The organism is Nocardia sp. JCM 34519.1 (assembly GCF_020361265.1).
GTDB lineage: Bacteria > Actinomycetota > Actinomycetes > Mycobacteriales > Mycobacteriaceae > Nocardia > Nocardia arthritidis_A.
In genome coordinates, this window is the sequence record NZ_JAIRBR010000009.1 from 224,729 (window position 1) to 245,889 (window position 21,161).

The 21,161-nt window shown below is 68.1% G+C and carries 14 protein-coding genes; 2 read left to right on the forward strand and 12 right to left on the reverse strand.

Translation table 11 applies throughout. The features are described 5' to 3' along the window. Positions 1 to 24: 24 nt before the first annotated feature. Positions 25 to 1,137 (reverse strand): hypothetical protein, encoded by a 1,113-nt coding sequence (locus LGY53_RS23240; protein ID WP_225728798.1) that lies wholly within the window; start codon positions 1,135 to 1,137, stop codon positions 25 to 27. Positions 1,138 to 1,405: 268 nt separating this feature from the next. Here LGY53_RS23240 and LGY53_RS23245 point away from each other — a divergent pair, with 268 nt between their 5' ends. Further along, positions 1,406 to 2,509, forward strand: coding sequence for an endonuclease/exonuclease/phosphatase family protein (locus LGY53_RS23245; RefSeq protein ID WP_225728799.1), 1,104 nt, complete (start codon positions 1,406 to 1,408; stop codon positions 2,507 to 2,509). A gap of 102 nt (positions 2,510 to 2,611) precedes the next feature. Further along, positions 2,612 to 3,415: an SDR family oxidoreductase gene (locus LGY53_RS23250; protein WP_225728800.1), complete on the forward strand. Its 804-nt coding sequence runs from the start codon at positions 2,612 to 2,614 to the stop codon at positions 3,413 to 3,415. A 5-nt stretch (positions 3,416 to 3,420) separates the two neighbouring features. Here LGY53_RS23250 and LGY53_RS23255 read toward each other — a convergent pair whose 3' ends face one another. Genes LGY53_RS23255 through LGY53_RS23305 form a run of 11 tightly spaced genes read right to left on the reverse strand, consistent with a single transcriptional unit; the run spans position 3,421 to position 21,156 of the window. Next, positions 3,421 to 4,197 carry an SDR family NAD(P)-dependent oxidoreductase gene (locus tag LGY53_RS23255; RefSeq protein WP_225728801.1) on the reverse strand — a complete coding sequence of 259 codons (777 nt, stop codon included), beginning with the start codon at positions 4,195 to 4,197 and terminating at the stop codon, positions 3,421 to 3,423. Continuing rightward, positions 4,194 to 5,117, reverse strand: a complete 924-nt coding sequence (locus LGY53_RS23260) for a diacylglycerol kinase family protein (RefSeq protein ID WP_225728802.1) — start codon at positions 5,115 to 5,117, stop codon at positions 4,194 to 4,196. The genes LGY53_RS23255 and LGY53_RS23260 overlap by 4 nt, the downstream gene beginning before the upstream one ends. Next, the gene (locus LGY53_RS23265) at positions 5,102 to 5,842 is read right to left on the reverse strand and encodes an HAD family hydrolase (RefSeq protein ID WP_225728803.1); all 741 of its coding nucleotides are present in this window, start codon (positions 5,840 to 5,842) and stop codon (positions 5,102 to 5,104) included. Before LGY53_RS23265 ends, LGY53_RS23260 begins: the two co-directional genes overlap by 16 nt. Continuing rightward, positions 5,839 to 7,221, reverse strand: coding sequence for a nucleotidyltransferase family protein (locus LGY53_RS23270; protein ID WP_225728804.1), 1,383 nt, complete (start codon positions 7,219 to 7,221; stop codon positions 5,839 to 5,841). Before LGY53_RS23270 ends, LGY53_RS23265 begins: the two co-directional genes overlap by 4 nt. Position 7,222: 1 nt before the next feature. Further along, positions 7,223 to 8,494 (reverse strand): pyridoxal phosphate-dependent aminotransferase family protein, encoded by a 1,272-nt coding sequence (locus tag LGY53_RS23275; protein WP_225728805.1) that lies wholly within the window; start codon positions 8,492 to 8,494, stop codon positions 7,223 to 7,225. After that, positions 8,491 to 11,190, reverse strand: a complete 2,700-nt coding sequence (locus LGY53_RS23280) for a PEP/pyruvate-binding domain-containing protein (RefSeq protein WP_225728806.1) — start codon at positions 11,188 to 11,190, stop codon at positions 8,491 to 8,493. The genes LGY53_RS23275 and LGY53_RS23280 overlap by 4 nt, the downstream gene beginning before the upstream one ends. Positions 11,191 to 11,197: 7 nt before the next feature. Beyond that, positions 11,198 to 12,565: a cytochrome P450 gene (locus LGY53_RS23285; protein ID WP_225728807.1), complete on the reverse strand. Its 1,368-nt coding sequence runs from the start codon at positions 12,563 to 12,565 to the stop codon at positions 11,198 to 11,200. Further along, on the reverse strand, positions 12,562 to 14,307 hold the full coding sequence (locus LGY53_RS23290) for a fatty acyl-AMP ligase (protein ID WP_225728808.1): 1,746 nt from the start codon (positions 14,305 to 14,307) through the stop codon (positions 12,562 to 12,564). Before LGY53_RS23290 ends, LGY53_RS23285 begins: the two co-directional genes overlap by 4 nt. Next, a complete protein-coding gene (locus LGY53_RS23295) occupies positions 14,304 to 14,534 on the reverse strand; it encodes an acyl carrier protein (RefSeq protein WP_225728809.1) in 231 nt (76 codons plus the stop codon). The genes LGY53_RS23290 and LGY53_RS23295 overlap by 4 nt, the downstream gene beginning before the upstream one ends. Continuing rightward, positions 14,531 to 15,376: a hypothetical protein gene (locus tag LGY53_RS23300; RefSeq protein WP_225728810.1), complete on the reverse strand. Its 846-nt coding sequence runs from the start codon at positions 15,374 to 15,376 to the stop codon at positions 14,531 to 14,533. Before LGY53_RS23300 ends, LGY53_RS23295 begins: the two co-directional genes overlap by 4 nt. Continuing rightward, a complete protein-coding gene (locus LGY53_RS23305) occupies positions 15,373 to 21,156 on the reverse strand; it encodes an aminotransferase class III-fold pyridoxal phosphate-dependent enzyme (protein ID WP_225728811.1) in 5,784 nt (1,927 codons plus the stop codon). Before LGY53_RS23305 ends, LGY53_RS23300 begins: the two co-directional genes overlap by 4 nt. Between the last annotated feature and the right edge of the window lie 5 nt (positions 21,157 to 21,161).

Genomic DNA, 21,161 nt, shown 5'->3' on the forward strand with positions numbered 1-21,161 from the left:
AGGTGCGAACTGCGGCAGGTGGATTCAGCCGCCGTTCAGCCATTGGCGGTTCAGCTTCAGGTGGTTGTCCCACCAGGTCTGCCATTCGGTTGGGCCCGCGCCGATGGGGGGTGGCGGGGATTCGCTGGGGAACAGGCCGACGATGTTCGGGGCGCCGACGGTTGTCGGGGGCTGGGTGGTGGCCGATGGGGTTTCCGTAGTCGGCCCCGGCGCATCGGTTGCTACGGGTTGTGTTGGTATCGAGGAGATTTCGGGTGTCGGCGCGGCGATTGTCACCGCGGGCAGCGGTGGCGCGGGCGGTGGGTGCGGCAGGCCCGGCGTCGGCAGTGCGACCGGGACGCCTGCGGCGTGCGCCACCGAAGGGCGACCGGTTTCGACGCGAATGGCGATCAGACCGATCGCGACGGCCAATGCCGCGCAGCCGAAGGCGAGCAGCGGGCCGCGTGATCTCGTGCTCGAAATCGTCACCGGCGCACTGTGTCTCGGACCGGCGGCGACGAGCGCGGCGCCCAGCGTCACCGCCTCTGGGCGATACCGCACCTCGATCGGGGACTTTCGCGAGCCCAGGCGGCGGACCGCGGACATGGCCGATTCCCCTGCCAGAGAACCACATACGATGGCCGCGTCGATGCGCAGTTCCGGGGTATCGGCCGAGCGCCACGCGCGGGAGATCGCGTCGGCGACACCGGCGGCCGCGACCGTCGACCGCCACGAGCCGGTCGCCACGATGCGGTCCCGATCGGCGCCGACGGCAACGAAGGTCACCTGATGTTCGGCGACGTCGAAGGCCGCGACCGTGCCGAAATCATCGAGTTCCCGCGCATTCCCGATCGCGGCGAGCAGCGCGGACCGCACCGACACCAGTGACGCCGAATGCCATGCGCCCGAGGCGAGTTCGGCGACCATGGCGCGCCGCTCCTCGGCGGTCCGGTAGACGACGCCGACATCATCGATCGTGTCCGGCTCATCGATTTCGGCCGCTAGCTGGTCGAGTACGGATCGGGGTCCGATCCGGTCCACACCACCGGGACCGCGCAACTCCATGAATCGGAGGTGTTCCGCCTCGTCGGTCGCGTCCGGAAGGAGCACCGCACGCGCAATCGTTCGTTCCGCGGAAATACCCGCCGTAAATCGCATAGCCAAACCTCTACTCGAACAAGACCACTCGCCAACTGCTTCGATGCCCGAGCCCGTTTCGATTGGTCCGAACCGAGATTCGTCCATTAGCCGCGATTGTCCGCCGCAACCCGTCCGGTCTCGATGGCCGCCGACGCGGATTCGACGCTGCGGCACAAGACGGTTCACGTCGGCGAATGATCTCGGCAGCATCCGGTCCATCTCGGCGACACGGCGGTGCTCGACGATCACCCTGTTCCCGGTTTCGCCAGTCGTTAGGAGTCTCCGTATGTCCGACGCCATCAAACGGCGCGATGTCATCCTCGGCATGGGCGCATTGGCAGGCGCTGCCGCCGCCGCGCAATTCGTGCCGCCGATAGCCAGGGCCGTGCCCGGCCGCGAGATCCGGGTGTTGGCCATCAACATCTGGCAGGCCGGTGACAAGATCTCCGGCGGTATCGATCTCGTCGCCGATCTGATCGTTTCGCTCGATGCCTCGATCGTCACGCTGACCGAGGCGTTCCGCGGCGCCACCGGGCGCATCGCCGACGCGCTGCAACGCAGGGGCCGGACCTATGCGAGCGCCCCCTCCGACGACACCGGGGTGCTGTCCATCTTTCCGATCGAATCCGCGACGCCGCTCGGTTGGATGACGCGGGCGCGGCTGACCATCGATGGGAAACCGTTCTCCGTCTACGCCGCCCACCTCGAATACCGCTGGTACGCAACCTATTTGCCGCGCGGATATGCCCCCGGCAGTTCCGGTGACGAATTCGCGCGGTACGGCTGGAACAAGTTGCCCGGCGGCCCGGTCACCGATCCGGCGGTGGTCCAGCGGGTCAACGACGCCTCGGGCCGTCCCGACACCATCGGGAAATTCCTCGACGACGCGCGGGCCGAGATGGCAGCCGGGCGCACGGTCATCCTCGGCGGCGACTTCAACGAGCCCTCCGCCCTGGACTGGACCCCGGCCACGGCCCAGTTGTTCGACCACAACGGCGTCGTACTGCCGTGGGGCAGCACCCGCCGACTACAGCAGGCGGGTTTCGTCGATGCCTACCGCTCCCGCTACCCCGATCCGGTAACCCATCCCGGATTCACTTGGCCCGCAAGCAATCCCGAGGCACCGGTGAATAAACTCACCTGGGCCCCCGAGGCCGACGAGCGGGACCGCATCGACTACATCTTCACCGGTCCCGGTGCGGCGCTGACCTTGACCTCGGCCGGATTGGTCGGCCCGCGCGGCTCGATCGTCCGCAGCACGCGGACCGACGAGAACACCCAGGACAATTTCATCGCCAGCCCGCAGCGGTGGGTCACCGACCACAAAGCCGTACTGGCGACCTACCAGCTGACCGACCCGAAACCGAACACCGGGTCCGCGGGCGGCTGAGCCCGGCGCGGCGGCGGCGAACCGGAGACCTCACCGCTCCCGCATTGAACTGGGCCTGGGATACCGTCACAGGGATCCGTCGACCACAGCTCAGGAGTCACCATGGCCCGTATCGCAGTCGTCACCGGCGCATCGTCCGGTATCGGGAAGGCGACCGCCGCCGCGCTGGTGGCGCGCGGCTACCAGGTGATCGGCACCAGCCGCGATCCGGGGACGATCGCCGACGACGCCCGCATTCCCGGTGTCGACTATCGCGCGCTCGATCTCACCGACGCCGCATCGATCGAGGAGTTCACGGCCGGGCTCGGCGTCGTCGATGTGCTGGTCAACAATGCGGGCGAGAGTCAGGCCGGGCCGCTGGCCGAGTTGCCGACCGAGGCGATCGAGCGGCTGTTCCGGCTGAACGTGCTCGGCGCGATCACGCTCAGCCAGGCGGTGCTGCCCGGCATGCGGGAGCGCGGGTTCGGGCGCATCGTCATGGTCGGTTCCATGCTCGCCAGTTTTCCGATGCCCTACCGCTCGTCCTATGTCGCGACCAAGGCGGCGCTGCGCGGGTTCGCCACCGCCGCCCGCTTCGAGGAATCACCGTTCGGGGTGTGGCTCACCACCGTGGAACCCGGCCAGATCGCGACGAACATCCGCGAGCACCGTACCAAGTATGTGCACGAAAACTCCCCGCACCGTGCCGATTTCACCCGTTTCATGGATCGCCTCGACAAGAATCAGGCGAACGGCATCGCACCGGAGCGGGTCGCGGCGACCATCGTCACCGCGATCGAGGCTCCCCGTCCGCGGCCGCTCTACGCGGTAGGCAGCAACGCACCGGTGATGTTCGCCGTGCGCAGGCTGCTGCCGCGCACGGTGCTGGAGCGCGTCATCGCCCGTGCCCATGGACTGCGGCGGTAACCGATTCAGACTCCGTAGTAGCGGCGGACGAGGCGGTGGTACAGGCGGGCGGGCAGCAGCCTGCGGCTCCAGAACGAGGAGCGCACATCGGATCCGCACAGGTAGAGCTGTTCCGGGGTGGCGGCCGCCAAGATGCGCTGGACGGTGCGGGCCACCGCTTCGGCGGTTTGGCCCGCCTCCAGATATCCGGTGACGCGTTCGACTACGGCCGTGCGGGCCGGAGTGTACGCGTCGATCGGTTCGGAAACCCGCACGGCCGAATCGATGATCGGGGTGACGGTCCAGCCCGGGGCGAGTACCGAGGTATGGATGCCGAAGGGCGCCGTCTCCATGCGCACCGCCTCGCCGAGGCGTTCGATCGCGGCCTTGGTGGCCGAGTACCACCCGCCGAAGGGTTCGGCGATCGCGCCCGCGCCGGAGCTGACGAGGACGATCCGGCCGCTGCCCTGTGCGCGCATGATCGGAAGTGCCGCGCGCAGCACCCGGTGCGCGCCGAGCACGTTGATGTCGAAAATCGTTGCGGCCTCGTCCGGTTCGGTCTCCTCGACCGCACCGACGATGGCGGAGACGGCGAAGGTGACCACCGCGTCGATACGGCCGAAAGTGTCGTGCGCCGATCGCACCCAGGCACGCACGGCCGCGTCGTCCCTGACATCGACCCGGTCCAGGCCAGGTCGCTCGACGATATCGCTGCCGACGACGGTGTACCCGAGCCCCGAAAGATGCCGTGCGGTAGCGGCTCCCATACCGTTGGCGGCGCCGGTGATCAGCACGACCGTCATGCCGCGCACACCCGCAGCGCACGCGGAAGTACTTGCAGGCGAGCCGATTCCACGATGGTGATCTCCCCATCGAGTTCCAGCGGCGCCGGATTGGCCGGACGCAGTTCGACGGCGGTGTCCCGAAGACAGGTGGCGAGCGGAGATCCGGTGAACCTACCCCGGTACAGGCCCGCGATGAGGCCGAGAATCCGCAGCCGAGGGGCGGCCGCCCAGATATTCACGTCGAACATGCCGTCGGCGTTGGTCACGGGGGTGTCGTAGCGCATGCCACCGGCGAAGTGCACGCTCTTGAGCACACCCACATTTGTGACGGGCGCGGTATGCGTCCAGTCGGTGCCGTGCAGCCGCAGCGTCAGCGGGCTGTGCGTGGCGATATTCCACAGCGCGGTGGCGGCGATCGCCGCCGAGACGTTGCGCGATTTGAGCCAGCCGATCGCACCCCTGGCCTGATTGAACGAATGGTTGCCCGCCGCAACGAGTCCCATGCTGGCGTTGAGCAGGAAATAGCGCACCGTGCGGGTGCCGTCCGGCAGCAGCATGGTGGCCTTGCCGATATCGATGGGTGCGGCGCGTTCGGCATCGATGCGTACGGGCACGCCGCCGATGCTTGCGCTCATCGGTTTGTGAAAGTCGTTGGAACTGCCCAATCCGATACCGCCCAGCACAACGCGGTCCGAACGCGGCCGATCGGTTTCGGGATCCATGATCGCGTTCAGCACCAGATTCACCATCCCGTCGCCGCCCGCGGCCACGATCGTTCCGGCGGCGAGCCCGCCGCGCACCAGTTCGGCGGCGGCCGGTGGGTCCGTTGGCGTTTCGACGACGAGGCCGGGGTGACGCAGGCGCAGCTCCCGCTCCACCGGTTGCCATTTGGCCAGTGCCGTACCCGCGTTGGACCGCGGATTCAGGACGACGAGCATGACTTCTCCTCGATACCCAGCCACCCGTGCAGCCGGGACCAATCCCCCGTGGTGACCAATCCTGTCGATGAATATTGTTGTGGCACATCGCTTTCCGGCACATTGACCAAAAAGACCGGAATGCCGAGCTCGGCCGCGGGCGCATCGTTGGCGGCGTCGTTGCCGATCATCACGCAGTCCCGCGGCCGCGCGCCGAGCCGGTCGAGCAGTTCGCGATAGAACTCGATGCTGGGCTTGGACCGGCGCATGGTGTCCCCGCTGGTGATGAGCTCGAAAGCAGCCGGATCGTAACCGCCCCAGCGCAATCGGGTTTCGACGGTTTCTCGGGGCCACAGCGGATTGGTGGCGATCACCTGCCCGATACGCGCCGCGCGCAGCAGCCCGACGGTGTGCACCGCCGCGGGTACCGGTGGAAAACACCACCGCAGCAGCGAGAATCCGTGCACCGCCAAGTCGTGGAAACGCATACCGGCGGCGGCGCGGTCGATCCGCAGACGTTCGGCGAGCAACCGCACCATCAGATCGGTGTTCGACTCGGTGGAGTCGTTGGCGCGCACCGGTTTCAGGACACCGCCGAAGGCCAGCAGGAATCGATGTGGCGCGACGAGATCACGGAACCACCACGCGGCCACCGCGGGCATCAGCATCCGGAAGGTGCGCCGCCGCAATCCGATCAGCGTGCCGTCCAGATCCCACAGCACCGTCCGGTAATTCGGGCCGTTCATTCCTGGCTGTCCAACACCGCTTGCAGCTCGGCGCGGTCGAGACCGAGTTCCGCGGCGAATTCGGCTATGCCCTTTGCCTTCTCGGCACGGCCGCGCAGCTCGCCGCCGTAGCTGGCCGCGAGGTCGAAGACGGTTTTGGCCAGGGCCGCCGGGAACAGCCATCGGCCGAGATCACGCTGGAAAACGCGAGTCAGCCGGTAGGGTGCGGCGATTCGCGCGCCCAGCGCGGGCAGCCCGGTCGGTGCGCGCAGCGAGCTCATCTTCGCGGCCTCGTCGCCGGGTACCAGCAGCAGATTCGACCACAGCCTGCCGAAGCACGCGAGCTTCTCGCTCGCCACCGCGGTCATATTGAACTCGGTGTACGCCTTCTCGATTCGCGAGGTGTGGGTAGACCGGCTGCGCAGCAGGGTATGGATATCGGCCGTCTTGCGGGCGGTGTCGTAGCGGGTGAACCGGTCGACATCCGGTTCGAGCCAGGTGATCAGTTCGCCGAATTCGGGTATGGGGACGAGCCGGTGCGCCAGCGACAGCGCGTGATACATCAGCCGTTCGGTGCCCGCCGCGGCGATCTCGGACCGCAACAGGCCATAGTCGAGTTCGCTGCCGCGGGCCAGATTCCAGATATCGCCGAGTTCGCGAACACCGGTCTTGTAGTAGGGCAGGTGGATGCCGAGGTGGTGCAGGTTGTCCTCGTGCGCCATCGCCCACGCGGGGACACCGTGGAAGTCGATGCGGCGCACCCGATTCCAGATCGCGCGGTAGTCCACCGTGTACGGCGCGAGCGGAGTGATCAGACCCCAGTGCGTGCCGACGACGAGCGCGCCGTCCCGGGAAACGAACGAAGGGAGGTGATGTGAGCGCTCGGCGCGGACCTTCGGCGCCTTGCCGAGCAGTTCGGTGGTGGCGAACAGGCCGAGCTCCCGGTAGACGCCGATGAGGTCGTCGACCTGATCCAGTTCGACGAGGATGTCCAGATCGTTCATCCGCTTGTAGCGCGGATCGCGATAGATCTCCGTGGCGAACAGCATGCCCTTGAGCACCACGCAGCGGATGCCGCGGTCGTGGCAGCGCGCCAACAGTTCGATGGCCGCGTGCAGCCGCCGGTCGTTCACCTCGGCGATGTGGTCGGTGATCGCCGCGAATTCGGCCGCGACCGGTGGCGGTAGGAGTGCGAGGCGATTCTCGCGCTCCAGCCGCCGCCGCACCAGCGGCACCGTGGCGTTCACCTTCGCCAGGGCGAGGAATTCCGGCCAGTCCGCGATGTCGTCGACCAACTCGCGCAACCGCATTCGTTCCCGCTCGCTGGGCCGGGCCAGGGCGGCATGCACCAGCGCGCGTTCCTCGGGGGTGCCGCCTACCGCGATATTCGTATCGGTCATATCAGGCGGCGCCTTCCTGTTCTGGGTGAAATCCGAAGCGGCGGGCCACGATCGAGATCTGTTCCAGCGCGAAGTCCAGCTGGGCGCGGGTGAGCGTGGCCATCATCGAGATCCGCAACCGCTGGAGTTCGCGTGGGACGGCCGGGAATTCGACGCCGTTGACGAATACACCCGCCTCGTGCATGGCCGAAACCACCTCGGCCACCGCCAGCCGCTGGGGCACCAGCAGCGGGATGATCGCGGTCTGCGGATCCACGCTGAATCCCATATCGCGCAGTCCCCGAACGAAATAGGCGCAATTGTCGTGCAATTGGGCGATGCGTTCCGGGTGGGCATCGATGAAATCGATCGACGCGAGCACCGATGCCACCACCGCGGGCGACAGCGCGGCCGAGAACATATAGGAGCGTGCGAAGAATCGCAGGGTGTCGATGAGATCCCGGGACCCTGCGACGAATCCGCCGGTGCTGGCGAACACCTTCGAGAAGGTGCCCATGGACAGGTCCACCGCGCCCGGGTCCATGCCGAAATGTTCGGCGGTGCCATGGCCTTTCGCACCGAGCACGCCGGTGCCGTGCGCGTCGTCGATGGCCAGCCAGGCCCCGAACGAATCGCACAGCGCCCGGATCTCCGGCAGCGGCGCGATATCGCCGTCCATCGAATACACGCCCTCGACCGCGACGACGATATTCGCACCCGGGTTGCGCCAGCGCACCTGCCGGAGCCGGTGCCGCAATTGGTCGATATCGCTGTGATCGAACGCCATCGAGCGCACCCGGCCCAGTTGGATGCCGTCGTAGAGGCTGGCGTGGCTCTGCTCGTCGTAGATCAGCACATCGCCTTTCCGGAGCAGACCGGTCACCCAACCGATATTCGCTGCGTAGCCCGAGGAGAAGACGAGCGCGCTTTCGCAGCCCTTCGTCTCGGCCAGCCGCTCCTCCAGCCGGCGGTGCAGTGAGGTGGTGCCGTTCAGCAGCGGCGGTCCGCCGCAACCGATTCCGTATTCGCGGGTGGCCTCGATGGCGGCCGCGACGATCTCGGGTTCGTCGGCGAGCCCCAGATAGTTGTTGGAGCCGAGCATGATCAGGTCGCGGACCCCGCCGCCGTTCGGATCACGCACCCGCACAACGGGTCCGGCGGGTCCGGCGATCTCGCGCAGTACGAAACCGGTTTCCCGGGCGTTGGTCACGTAGGGACGGAACTCGTCGAAACGCCGCTCGAAGGTGGGCGCGGCGGCGTCCAGATAGTGCTCCAGGCTGAAGTTTTCACTCATTCGCCCTCCCGGGCTATGCGGGTGACCGTCCCGGCCTTGCCGTCCAGGGCCAGCACGTCGCCGGTGGATATCAGACGGGTGGCGTCCTTGACGCCGACCACGGTGGGAATGCCGAGCTCCCGGCCGATGATCGCGGTGTGCGAGAGAATGCTGCCCTTCTCGCTGACCAGACCGCCCGCGGCCACCATCAGGAACACCCAGCCCGGATCCGTTGTCGCGGCGACCAGGATCTGGCCCGCTATCTCGATATCCGGATCCGGCGTCGCAATGGACAGGGCGGGCGCTTCCACCCGGCCGGGCGCGCAGCCGACGCCGACGAGCACCGTGCCGGACGCCTCGGCCTCGGAAAATTGCGGTACGGGATCGGCCAGGGTGGCGGCGGCGATGCCGGAGGTGACGATGCGCGAAGGCGGGGCCACCGCGCGCCAGCGATCGTGGTCGCGCTTACGGGTGGCGGCAGTGCGCGCGGCGTCGGTGTCGACGGCGGCGCCGCGGGTGAGCCCGGCGATCTCCTCATAGGTGAGCCAGAAGATGTCACGCGGATCGTCGAGGACACCGGCCCGGTGCAACTGCCGACCGTATTCCCGGAACACCCGTTTCATCAGACCGAAGGAGCGGCTGCGGCCCAACCGCATGTTCTCGCGCTGTTTGACGTGTTCTCGTGCGCGGCCCAACACGAAGCGGAACACGAGCCGTTCCATCCGCTTGCCGCGGAAGGCTTGGGCCACGGTCTTTTCCGCACTGCGTCGGATCCGCCGCTCGCGCGCCTGCATTTCCTCGATGTTCTGCCCGCCGCGAAGGTAGTTGCGCAGCATCGGAACCAGTCGCTCGGGATGTTCGCCGAGCGGATCGGTCTCGAGTTTCAGCTCGTCGACCGTGCGATCGCCGAACAGCGCGATATGCCGCAGGCAGGCCAGGCGGAAGCCGCCGAATTCCGGCTGCGCCAGCGTCTTCCACACCTGATCGGCGTCGGCCGGGCTCTCGAACAGTTCGCGCAGCGCGCCGTCGGCTCGGATGGTCGCGGACAGCGCGAGCGCCGAGCGGACCGGGTCGACGCTCTCGACACCCTCCTCCCCACAGAACAATTCGTTGCGCAGGGTGTCGGCTCCCGGGATGCCCGCACGTTCCAGCAGGATGCCGACGAGGTGGAAGAGCTGCTGTGCGAGGAAGTCGTTGAAGATCTGCACCGAGTACGCGGGCACCAGTTCGGCGAAGCAGCGCTCCAGCCAATCCAGCAGGGCGTGCGGATCCCGTTCGCGCTCCGGGGTTTCCGGCGCGAGGCGGCGCTCGAGGTCGGCGGTGAACCGCGCGAGCTCGGCGGCGAAGAAACGCAATCTGCGCGGCAGGCGCAGCCACCCGGCCCCGACGATCGCGATCACCCGCGCGCGCAGCAGATACGTGCGGATGCGCGCGATGCCGCGTGCCGGGGCGGCCGGACGCCGGTATCGGTTCTCGATATTGAGCGCGGCCTCCCAGCCCTCGATGGCGAATTCCATTCCCGGGATTTGCAGGAACAGCCGATACCAGTTGCTGATGTTGTAGTAGATGCGCCCGTGCGCGGTGCCGACGAGGTACGGATACAGCGCCGCGGCATTGCGGTCGACGATCGAGCCGGTCGCGCCGAAATCCCGGTGCGAGACCCGGAATACCTGTTCATACGCCCGCCGCAGGACGGAGAAGGTGAGCGGGCTGGACAGGCCGGGATAGGACTCCGCGACATTGACGTTGTCGAAGATCGTTTCGCGCTGGCCGGTCGCGGTCACCGGACGGGCCTGCAGCAGATACGGCGTGCCCGCGCCGTCGTAGGCCCACTCGACATCCTGTGGTGCGCCCGCGGATTCGGCGAGCGTGGCGGCGGTGCCGGCCAATTCGGCGACCTGCGCGTCGGTCAACGCCGCTGCGGTGACCGGGTCGATCCGCTCGAGCGCGGTGCCCGCGGCCGATGCGACGATCCGGCTCCGCTTCTCGGCGATCACGCGGGAAACGACGGTCCGGGAACGCATGTCGACGAAGTAGGTATCGCACTCGACGGTGCCCGACACGATCCCCTCGCCCAGCCCGAGACCGGCCGAAACCACCGCCTCGGCCGGATCGCCGGTCTGCGGGTTACAGCTGAAAACCACGCCGGAGACGCTGGATTCGATCAGCGCCTGGAGGATGACGGCGCAGTCGACGCGCGCGTTGTCCAGCCCGCGGTGGGCTCGATAGAAGAGGGAACGTTCCGAATAGGCGGAGGCGAGCACCGCCAGCACCGCGGGCGCCACCGAGTCGGCGGCGACGTTCAGGATGGTGTCGAGTTGGCCCGCGAAGGAGTCGGCGGCCGAATCCTCGCCGCTGACCGATGATCGCACCGCCAAACGCGTCTCTGCACCGAATGCTCCTACAGCGGTATGCATTTCGTCGGTAATGTCATCGGGCAGGTCGAGTCCGGCGATCAATTCGCGGATGCTGTTCGCCACCGATCGCAGCGACAGCGGGTCGGTGTGGTCCAGGTCGGCTATCGCCCGCGCGATGGCATCCGCCGCAGGCGCCAGGATGCGGGCACACGCACTCGTGGTGAGCACCGCGAACGGCGGTACCCGGTAGCCTGCGGCCACCAGCCTGCCGAGCGCGGCAGCCTTCGCGCCCACCTCGGCGATCTCCAGCCCCGCAACGGCTTGCGCCGAAACGACCTGAGTCGTCCTGATATCGGTCACGACACATTCACCTCGGGCTCGAATCGGGCCGATCACGCCGGGTCAGCCGGACCAGCACGGGATCGGGGAAGTTGGAGATCTGCGGGTTCTCACGCACCCGCAGCCCGTTGACGAGTTCGATGTCGTAGCGCGCCAACAGCATTGCGATGCCGATGCGTATCTCGGTCAGCGCCATGTGCTGACCGACGCACAGATGCGCGCCCCAGCCGAACGGGAAATAACGGAACGGCGGACGGGCCTTCACCCGGTCCTTGGTGAACCGCTCCGGATCGAATGTCAGTGGCGAATCCCAGAATTCGGGCCAGCGATGGTTCACGAACGGGCTGATCACCACGATGGCGCCGGGTTCGAGATCGAAGCGGTCGAAGCGGTCGGACTCGAGCGCGGTGCGGCTGAACGCCCAGGCGGGCGGATGCAGACGCATGGCCTCGTCGATGGCGCGGCCGGTCCGCTCCAGCGCGGGCAGCGCCGGTTCGATATCGGTGGAAGAACCCGGTATGGCGTCGATTTCGTCCCGTACCCGTTCCAGAATCGCCGGATTGCGGCCCAGCTCGTAGATGGTCCAGGCCAGTGCGCCGCCGGTTGTTTCGTGCCCCGCCAACAGGAAGGTCAGCACCTCGTGGCGCAGCTGCGCGTCGTCCATCGCGTGCCCGGCGTCGTCGCGCGCGGCGGACAACCGGTCGAGCAGTGAACGGGCCGGTGCGCCCGCGTCATCGCGCCGCCCCGCGATGATCTCGTCCACCACCCGGTGCAGCCGCGAAACCACCTGCCGGAAACGCAGATTCGCCGGTGTCGGGATGCACGGCGAGAGCGGCGCCGCCATATGCCGCATCACCCATGACGTGCCCTGCCGCACATCGTCCTCGATCTGCGGCAGCACACCGTCGATATCCGTGCCGAGCACCGCGCGGCATACGACGTCGGCGGCGAAACCCATCAGTTCCGGCACCAGGTCGAAGGATTCGGCGCGGTCGGCGCGCGCGTCGAGCCGGTCGAGCATGCGCCGCGCGCACCGCACCATCAGCGGTACCTCGTCGTCGACGACGCGGCGCGCGAACACCGGTTTGATCAAGGCGCGCTGGCGTTTCCAGAGTTCGCCGCCGCTGGTGAGCAGACCGGGGCCGAGCAGATGGTTGAGACTGCGGTAGCTGACGCCCTTTTCGTACTTGTGCGCGTTGGTGACCAGCACCTGGTTGATGTGGTCGGGCTCGACGAGCAGGTGCACCCGCTGATGTGCCAGCCGCAGCCGCACGCTGCCGCCGTGCGCCACCGCCTGCTCGTAGAACAGGGTGAGCGGGTCGGCACGGTAATCGCGGTACGCGCCGAGCGGATTCCGGCTCACCGGACCGGCCAGCGGGCGCGCGGATACGCTCATAACGTGGCGCCCCCGGTGCCGACCAGATTGCCCTGTCCCGGATTACGGTCCGCGTCGGAGCCCTCGGGCAGCAGGAGCCTGCCCGCCTCCGAACGCTGGATCTTGCCGCTGGTGGTCTTCGGGATAGCGCGCGGCGCGACGAGGTGAACACCCGCGGGCAGAATACCGGTGCGTTTACTCACCGCGACCCGCACGGCGCGCCGCAGGGCATCGTGTTCCGTTGCGGGAAGCGCTGATTCGACAATCAGATGCAGTTCCTCGGACAACCCGTCGGCACCGATCCGGCCCACCGCCGCGACACCGCCCGGACGCACACCATCGACGCTCTGCGCCGCGACCTCGAAATCGGTCGGGGCATAATTCGCGCCGCGGATGATGATCAGATCCTTGTGCCGCCCGGTGACGCGCAGACATCCGTCACGCAGGTAGCCGAGATCCCCGGTATCCCACCAGCCCTCGTGCCGCGCCGCCGCGGTGGCCTCGGGCATGCCGAAATAGCCGATGGTGGTGGACGGTCCGCGGAATTGCACCCGGCCCACCATGCCCTCCTCCCGCACGGCGCCGGTCTCGTCGACGATGCGCACCTCGGTGCCCTCCACCGGCGCACCGCAGTCGACGATCTGCGTGGCATCCGGATCATCGGCCGGAACGTCCACGGCCACACCGCTTTCGGCGAGCGTGCGGCGCGAGACCGTATCGAAGTCGATCGGTGAGCGCGGCCACGACACCGTCACGGCCAGGGCCGCCTCGGCCATGCCGTAGCAGGGCACGACCGCGTCGCGCGGCAACCCCCACGCCGCGAATCGGTCGACGAAGGCCTGGACGGTGGGCGGATGTATCGGCTCGGCGCCGCAGAACAGGAACCGCCAACTCGACAGATCGACGCCGCCCAGCTCCGCGTCCGAAATACGTGCCGCCGCATATCCGTACGCGAAATTCGGTGCGGCGGTGACGGATCCGCGGTAGCGGGTGACCGCCCGCAGCCACTCGGCCGGGTTGCGCAGGAACCGGCTCGGCGGCATGACCACCGCGTCGCCGCCGCGGAACAGCGGGGTGAGGAATCCGCCGATCAGACCCATATCGTGGTGCAGGGGCAGCCAGCCGACCCAGGTGTCGTCGAGTTCCAGTGCGGCGGCGCGGCTTATCTGCTCGCAGTTGGCGGCCAATGCCGAATGGGTGATCCGCACGCCCTTCGGCGTTCCGGTCGATCCGGAGGTCGCCTGGATGAACGCCACGTCGTCGTCCGCGGGCAGGCGCGGCTCGAGCATCGGTCCCGTCGGGGTGGTGGCGAGGTCGTGCAGGTGTGCGCCGTCGATCATCGTCGTTCGGGGTCGCACCGCCGCCGATACCAGTGAGCTCGCCACGATCGCCGTGGGCTCCAAATACCTTGTGATACGGTCGAATTTGTCACGGAACAGATCCATCGAGCCGAAGCCACCGGGGGTGGCCACGGCGGTCGGAATCGCGCCGAGCAGCAGCGAACCGAAAAAGGCCGTCACGAATTCCGGTGCGGTGGGCAGACATAGCAGCACCCGGTCCCCCGCCGCGACGCCGGCCTCGGACAGGGCGTAGGCGGCGCGGCACGCGGCGACGGCTACCGTGTCGTGCCGCAGTTCGGTCGCCTCGCCGAGCGCGGCCTCGGATCGTTCCGGAACGAAGACGGTTCGCGGCGCGTCCGCACCGCGCGTGGCGTTCGCCAGCAGCGCGTGCACGATACTCGGATGGCGCGGGAGCAGGGTCATGCCGCCGCCTCCACGTACCGCACGATCGCGCCGACGGTGGTCAGCCGGGCCGCGACATCCTCGGGGATGCTGATGCCGAAGGTCCGTTCCAGCTGAATCGTCAGCTCGATCGAGGTGGGCGAATCAAGGCCGTAATCGGTGAGCGCTCCGTCCGGATCGAAATCCCCTGCCGCCACCCACAACACGTCGGCGACGACGGAGCGCACCCGGCGCTCGATTTCCGTCACAACAACTTTCCTTCCGTCACACAGGCGAGCACCGATTCCGCCAGCTCGACGCCGTCGCCGGTGTCGATGCGGTGGAAACCCACCTCGGGAAAGGCGCGGGCGAGCGTATCCCGCACGCGCACATAGCCTTCGCGCAGCGCGGCGAGCCGTTCCGCCGTCTCGTGCGCCTCCATCGGCCCGTCGGCCGACCGTGCGGCACAGCGCGCCGCCGCCTGCTCCGGCGGGGTGTCCAGCCACAACACCGCATCCGGCAGCGTGGTGCGGAACCGTTCGGCGAAACCCGCGATGCTGTCGGGCACGGGGCGGTCGACCAGATCGGCGATCTCCCCGAGCACCGACCGGATATCCGGGGCCGCGCCGAGGCGGACGGCCTCGGCCCGATGCCAGGCGAGAATGTCGTCGAAGGTGCCCGGGGCGTATCGCTCCAACACTGTGGCGATCTCGTCGAGCCGGGTCCGCTCCTGCCAGCCGGGCCGGGCGAGCGCGGTGTAGAGCGGGCCGTACACCAGCAGCTCGATCAACGGATGACGTTCGAACACAAGCACATCCGGCTCGAAGGTGGTGACGAAGTGACGTTCCACCGGGCCGAACAGCGTCATCTGCAGATACATCGCGATGGCCTTCAGTTCGACGCTGCCGACCTCGTCGCAGCCGACGCTGAACGCCTTCAGCTGGCGGGACAGCTCCGCGAGCGGGACATCGCGGGTGTTGTGGAAGTCCGGACACGTCATCGACGCGAAGACGGTCGGCGCCGCGGCGCCCGGCGCGAGCGCACGCAGCCGGGCCAGCACCGAGGATTTACCCGAGCCGTCGATGCCGACGATGGCGATGCGCCGGGTCACCGGTCCGCCTCCAGTTGTCCCACAATGGATTCGGTGAGTTCGGCCGGGGTCGATGTGCCGTCCAGCCGCACCCAGCCCAGTTCGTCGGCCAGTTCCTCCAGCGCATCATGGCTGCGCTGCTGGAATTCCAGGAAGGCGGCCTCGTCGCCGTATCCGCTCTCGTAGTCGCTGCGTAACTTCTTGCGACCCAACGCATCCTGCGGACTCACCGTGAGATAGAAGGTGCGGTCGGGCTCCGGGAAGCCCGCCGCGAGCCTGCGCAGCACGGCCGGGTCGCCGCCGTGCGCGACCTCGGTCGCGAAGTACTTGTACCAGTAGGCATTCGCCAACAGGATGTCCGCGTCGCGGGCCGCCGCCAGATCGAACGACAACTGCATGGCATGGAACAAGAAGTGCGCGCGGCTCAGCGGGGTGAGCAGTTTCAGATAGTCGTATACCTCGTCCGGATTCCGCCACGGCAAGCCGGCGGAGATCGCCGGATCCAGGAAGGCATCCCAAATAGTCACCGCCGCAACGGTTTTACCCTGAGATTCGAATTCGGCGGCGATCCGGGCCACCTGGGTCGTCTTACCCGAGCCGTCACCGCCCGCGATGCAGATCAGGCGCTTGCGCGTCGATTCCGTCGAGCGCCGCCGCGACGGGGATACGATGGTTTTCGGCGAATCCGCTGTGGCAGTGACGCTTTCGGCGGCCTTACGATCCGGCACCGGCCGGAACAACCCGCTCCCGTCGGCCGTCGCCTCGACCGTATCGAGGATGGTCACCACCCCCGTACCGCCGTCCACCCGGATCCGCTGCCCGGAGCGCACCGCGGCCGTGGCTCCCGCGACATTGAGTACGGCCGGAATTCCGTACTCCCGCCCGATGACCGCCGCGTGCGAGAGCATGCCGCCGACCTCGGTGACCACGGCATCGACCAGCCCGAGCGCGGGCGTCCAGCCCGGATCGGTGAACCGGGTGACGAGGATATCGCCGGTGCGCAGCTGGTCGATATCGGCGAGTGCGGTGATCACCCTGGCGGTGCCCTCGGCGATGCCGGGACTGCAGCCGAGCCCGGTGAGCTCACCCGCTCCGGCGGCGCGCGGCCCGTCGACGGTGACGCCGCGGCCGAGCTCATGTGGCGGCGTGAGATCCCGGTATCCGGCGTAAAGCGCACGGCGATAATTGATTTCGGGTGTCAGCGCGGCGGCGTCGACCCGTCCGGCCGCCAAATCGGTCAGTTCGTGTATCGACAGCATGAATACGTCATCGGCGGAGGCGATCGCGTTCGCGGCGGCCAGCCGGATGCCGGCCTCGACGACATACGCGCGCACGATGGCGTAACACTGCTGCGAGAACTCCCGCATCCGTTCGCGCGCAATGAGATAGCGGCGCATCCGGTCCACCTGCCGATCGAGCGCGTTCGCGAATTTCAGCCGCGTCATCGGTTTGGCCCGTACCCTGGCGCGCACCGCCGCCAGCTCGTCCTCGTAACGCTTGCGCTGATCGATCAGCGTCGCATCGGGATCGGTCGGGCCCGCACCGTGTTCGAGCATCGCCGCGATCATCGAGCGCACCCGCTCGGGCGCCTCGGACCAGCGCGGGCAGGTGAGGTCGAGTTCGGCGTCGGCGTGAAAGCCCTGTACGGCAAGGAAATCCGCCAGCGCCCGATCCCATTCGCGACCGTCGAAACCGAATTCCCCGGCCACCCGGTAGAGCTCGACGATTCCGCGCTGCAGATTCATATGGCTGATCTCGGCCAGACCTCCCATCAGCGTGACGGCCGAGGTTTCCCCGCCGGTGGCGGCGTCGATCTTGTCGAGCAGCTGCTTGAAATCGCTTTGCACGCTGGAGTTGTGGTAGATCGTGGTGAAGTAGGCGCGTTCGGTGCCCGCGTGAAAGGTCAGCAGGCAATCGGCCAGATCGGCGACGAAATTCGCCTCGTCGGTGCGGGGCAGCTCGCGCACCCGCTCGCGCCAGGCCAGGTGTTTCGCGGGCCACGCCGCGGCGAAGGCGTCCACCTCGGTGAGCTGGTCCCGGTAGCTGCGCTGCACCGCGAGCGCCACCGGCAGCGCGCGGGCGATCGTCTTCGGCGAATTCGGTGTGCGTTCGGGCCCGGCGGGGCCGTACTCGTTGAGCACGCCGAGGTCGTCGTCGAAATGTCGTTCGTCGTATCCGGGAATGCGGCGAAAGCAGCTCTTCACCGCGCTCACATTCCAGTAGGCGCGCCCGTAATACATGGCGAGCCAATCCGGTTCGTCCCCGGCGTCGATCAGCTGCAGTCGTTCGAAGAATCGCTGCATCGAGTGCTGGAAAGCGTTGTCGTACAACGAGAACATCATCGGCGTGCACACACGCGCGGAGATTCCGCCGTCGCGCAGGTCGGCGTCGGAGAATTGGTCGATATCGGTGCGCCAGCCGATGGCGGTGATCGCGCGGGCTTGCAGCAGCCACAGTTTGCCGGTGTCGTCGACGGCCCATTCGATGTCCTGGGGCCGGTGCCGGTGCGCCTGCACCGCCAGCATGAGCGCGGCCAGCCCGGCGCGTGCCGAGGCGTCGAGTTCGACGTCCTCGCCGCCGGATTCGCGCTCCACCACGCCGCCGTCGCGCAGCCGCAGCGTGTAACGGGTCGGCGCGACATGACCGGAGACGAGTCGTTCGCCGAGCCCGCGGCAACATTCGACCACCGTGTGCTCCTCGATACCGGTCAGCGGATCGATACTGAATCCGACACCGGCGTACCTGGCCGCGACCATGCGCTGGATCAACACCGCCACAACGGCTTTCGCCTCAGCAAAGCCGCCACGGGAGAGGTAGGCGCGTACCCGATCGTTCCGCGCAGACCCCCTGCACTGCTCGATACGGGTTCGCAGGGTGGCGATATCGGTGATGTTCAGATATGACTCGTACTGGCCCGCGAAGCTGGCGTCGTCGAGATCCTCCAGCACACCGCTGGACCTGGCCGCGACGGGGAAGCCGCCGATATCGCGCACCCAGCGTTCGAGTTGCTCGTCGGTGATATCCGCCGGATCGACCTCGGCGGTGAGCACGAAGCCGGGCGGCACGTCGAAACCGGCGGCGCACAGCGCATGCAGGGCGGCCGCTTTGCCGCCGGCGCGATTGTCGTCGAAATCGGCCGCTCCCAAGAACATCGGGACGGAAGACATGGTGGGTTCTCCTTTCGGGAGACGGACCGGGCGCAGCTCGTGCCGGTCTGCCAGCTCGCGCGCGGCGAGCACGCCGGACACCGAAAGACCGCCGTAGGAGGGGCTGGCCGTCTGCGGTTCGAAGCCGAGCAGAATGGTCTCGGCCATACACGCGTAGACCACCCCGGCGGGCAGCCCGGTCTCGGGGAACGAGGGTGTCTGGCCCATAGGCAGCGTCATCCGGCCGCCGGAAACCAGGGTGATGTTGTCGCGCTCGGCCACCGCCGGGTCCACATCGCCTGGGACGGCGAGATCGCAGATCAGCACCGAATGGTCGGCGGCGAGCCGATCGGCGGTGATCAGCGGCGTCGGGGAATTGGTCGCGGTCACCACGACGCGGCAGTCACGCAGCGCGGCGATATCCTCGCTGATCTCGACGACGCCCGGCAGTGCCGCCGCGATCCGCCGCAACCGCGACGCCGAGCCGGGACGACCGATCAGCGTCACCGAATCGGCAAGCGGGGCAACGAGTTCGGCCATCGCCGCGCCGATATTCCCGATCGCGCCGAGTATGCCGACGCGGCGCTGGCCCGGGGCCAGCCGGGCGAGTTCGTCGCGCACCACGTCGTATGCGCAGGCGGCCGTGAGCGAATTACCGGAGGTCACCTTGACGGTGTCGGCGACAACGTCGCGGGCGGCGTTGGTGACGATCGAGGTGTAACCGCCGAGCCCGATCACCGTCGCGCCCGTCGCGATCGCCTGATCCACCGCGTCGAGCACCAGCTCGCGCAGCCAGGCGCCGTGCCCGCCGCGCTGGATTTCGATGATCTGCTCGGCGGTGACCGGCACGGCGATCAAGCAGACCTCGACCTCGGTCCCGGTCGGGGATGTCACTGTCCGCCTTGATAATTCGAACGGTTCGGCGACACCGCGGAGGCGCTCGAGCAGCGCCGCGAACTCGCCGTCGGACCAGGCGGCCAGTTCCGGGGCGAGGCGGCGCAGATCCGCCGCCTCCGGCAAATTGGCCAGGAATGCGACGCGGGTGGGCGCATTCGGGTCCCGCGCGGGTTCACGCAGCTGCCGGAACTTCGGTTTCCATTGCGGTGCTGTGGGATTCGTCGACGGATGGCCGGCGAGGTGGGCCAGCAGCCGCGCGTAGTCGCCGCGGTCGAGCAATGCCCCGAGGTCGTCGAGGGCGGCTTCGACCCGGTCCAGTTCGGCGTCGGCGATGAAGGCCGATGGTTGCAGCCGCAGGGTGGTCGGCGCCGACAAGGTCGGCAGCATCCGGATCCGATGGGTGTGCAAGAGGTATCCGGCCACCACATAGCCGAGCATCTCCGGGTCGAGGATTTCGCGCAGCAGCGCCGAATCCGGTCGCACCGCCCGCAGTTCGATGCCTTGCAGCAACCCCCGTCCGCGCACGGCGGCGATGGCGCGCGGCCACCGCCGCGCCACCGCGTCGAGTCGGCCGCGCAACCGCGCGCCCGCATCTGTTACTCGAATGCTGTTGGCCTGCAACAGGTCCAGGGCGGCCTCGGCCACCGTACTGGACAGTTCGTCGTCGGCGAAGGTCGAGGTGTGATAGCGCCCGAAATCGGCCACCGAGCGCCCGGACTCGACCAGCAGCGCCGAGATCTTCACCAGCCCGCCGCCGAGCGATTTCGACAGCAGATAGTAATCGGCGCGCACCCCCGACGGCGTGGACGCCAGAAATGTTCCGGTGCGGCCCATTCCGGACTGGATCTCGTCGAACACCAGCGCCGCGCCGTGCCGATCGGCCAATTCGCGCAGGGCCATCAGGGTTTCGGCGGGTACCTCGTGTACGCCGCCCTCGCCCTGGATCGGTTCGGCGAATATCGCCGCGATCGGCGAGATCTGGATCCGCGCACAGGTCGGCCTGCCCGCACCGTCGAACAGAATGCGTTCCACCACAGCCGTTTCGGCGTCGAACGCGGCGACGACCCGGTCCGGATCCCAGGTCTCGAGCCGTCGCCGCTCGGGTCCGGGGACCACCAGATCGTCCGGTGTGTCGGCCTGTTCGGTGAGCGCGAAAGCGCCCGTGGTCTTCCCATGGAACGCACCGGACAGCGAAACGAAAACCGGACCGCGGCCGCGTATTTCATCGATCGTCCGCAGTGATTCGGCGAGTATGCCCGCCACCGTGCGCGAATCGCCCGTCGGCCGGATGTCGTGTGACTCGTCGCGGCGGGCCCGCCGCAGGGTACGGCGCAGCTCGTTCTCCAGTTCGGTCAGCGCGCGAGCGTGCGCGACCGCCGCGTGCCGAATGGCGGCCTCCACCGCATCCGCGCCGGTGCAACCGAAGGTCACCGTGTATTCGCGCCCGGTGCTCGCCCCGACCAGCTCCGACAACCGGCGCGCCAACCGGGCCGCGCCGGGGCGCACGCTGCCCTGGGATACGAAGGGGGCCAAGCGATTCAGCTGAGCGGTCGCGGTACGCACCAGCGCTGGATGGTTGTGCCCGAACAGTGCGGCGCCGAATCCGCCGACCAGGTCGAGCACCTGGGTACCGTCGGCGCGGATCAGATGGTCGCCGGCCGCGCCGGTGTACACCACGTCGAGGCGGCAGGCCCGCAGCAGCCGGGCCAGCCCCGGCCGGTTGTGCCGGGCGAAATCGTCGAACAGCTCGCGTTCCATCGACT

Bases quoted from the DNA above. Each gene is read 5' to 3' on its own strand.
- LGY53_RS23240 (WP_225728798.1), bottom strand. From the start codon at position 1,137: ATGCGATTTACGGCGGGTATTTCCGCGGAACGAACGATTGCGCGTGCG.
- LGY53_RS23275 (WP_225728805.1), bottom strand. From the start codon at position 8,494: ATGAGTGAAAACTTCAGCCTGGAGCACTATCTGGACGCCGCCGCGCCC.
- LGY53_RS23260 (WP_225728802.1), bottom strand. From the start codon at position 5,117: ATGCTCGTCGTCCTGAATCCGCGGTCCAACGCGGGTACGGCACTGGCC.
- LGY53_RS23285 (WP_225728807.1), bottom strand. From the start codon at position 12,565: ATGAGCGTATCCGCGCGCCCGCTGGCCGGTCCGGTGAGCCGGAATCCG.
- LGY53_RS23290 (WP_225728808.1), bottom strand. From the start codon at position 14,307: ATGACCCTGCTCCCGCGCCATCCGAGTATCGTGCACGCGCTGCTGGCG.
- LGY53_RS23305 (WP_225728811.1), bottom strand. From the start codon at position 21,156: ATGGAACGCGAGCTGTTCGACGATTTCGCCCGGCACAACCGGCCGGGG.
- LGY53_RS23265 (WP_225728803.1), bottom strand. From the start codon at position 5,842: ATGAACGGCCCGAATTACCGGACGGTGCTGTGGGATCTGGACGGCACG.
- LGY53_RS23250 (WP_225728800.1), top strand. From the start codon at position 2,612: ATGGCCCGTATCGCAGTCGTCACCGGCGCATCGTCCGGTATCGGGAAG.
- LGY53_RS23270 (WP_225728804.1), bottom strand. From the start codon at position 7,221: ATGACCGATACGAATATCGCGGTAGGCGGCACCCCCGAGGAACGCGCG.
- LGY53_RS23245 (WP_225728799.1), top strand. From the start codon at position 1,406: ATGTCCGACGCCATCAAACGGCGCGATGTCATCCTCGGCATGGGCGCA.
- LGY53_RS23255 (WP_225728801.1), bottom strand. From the start codon at position 4,197: ATGACGGTCGTGCTGATCACCGGCGCCGCCAACGGTATGGGAGCCGCT.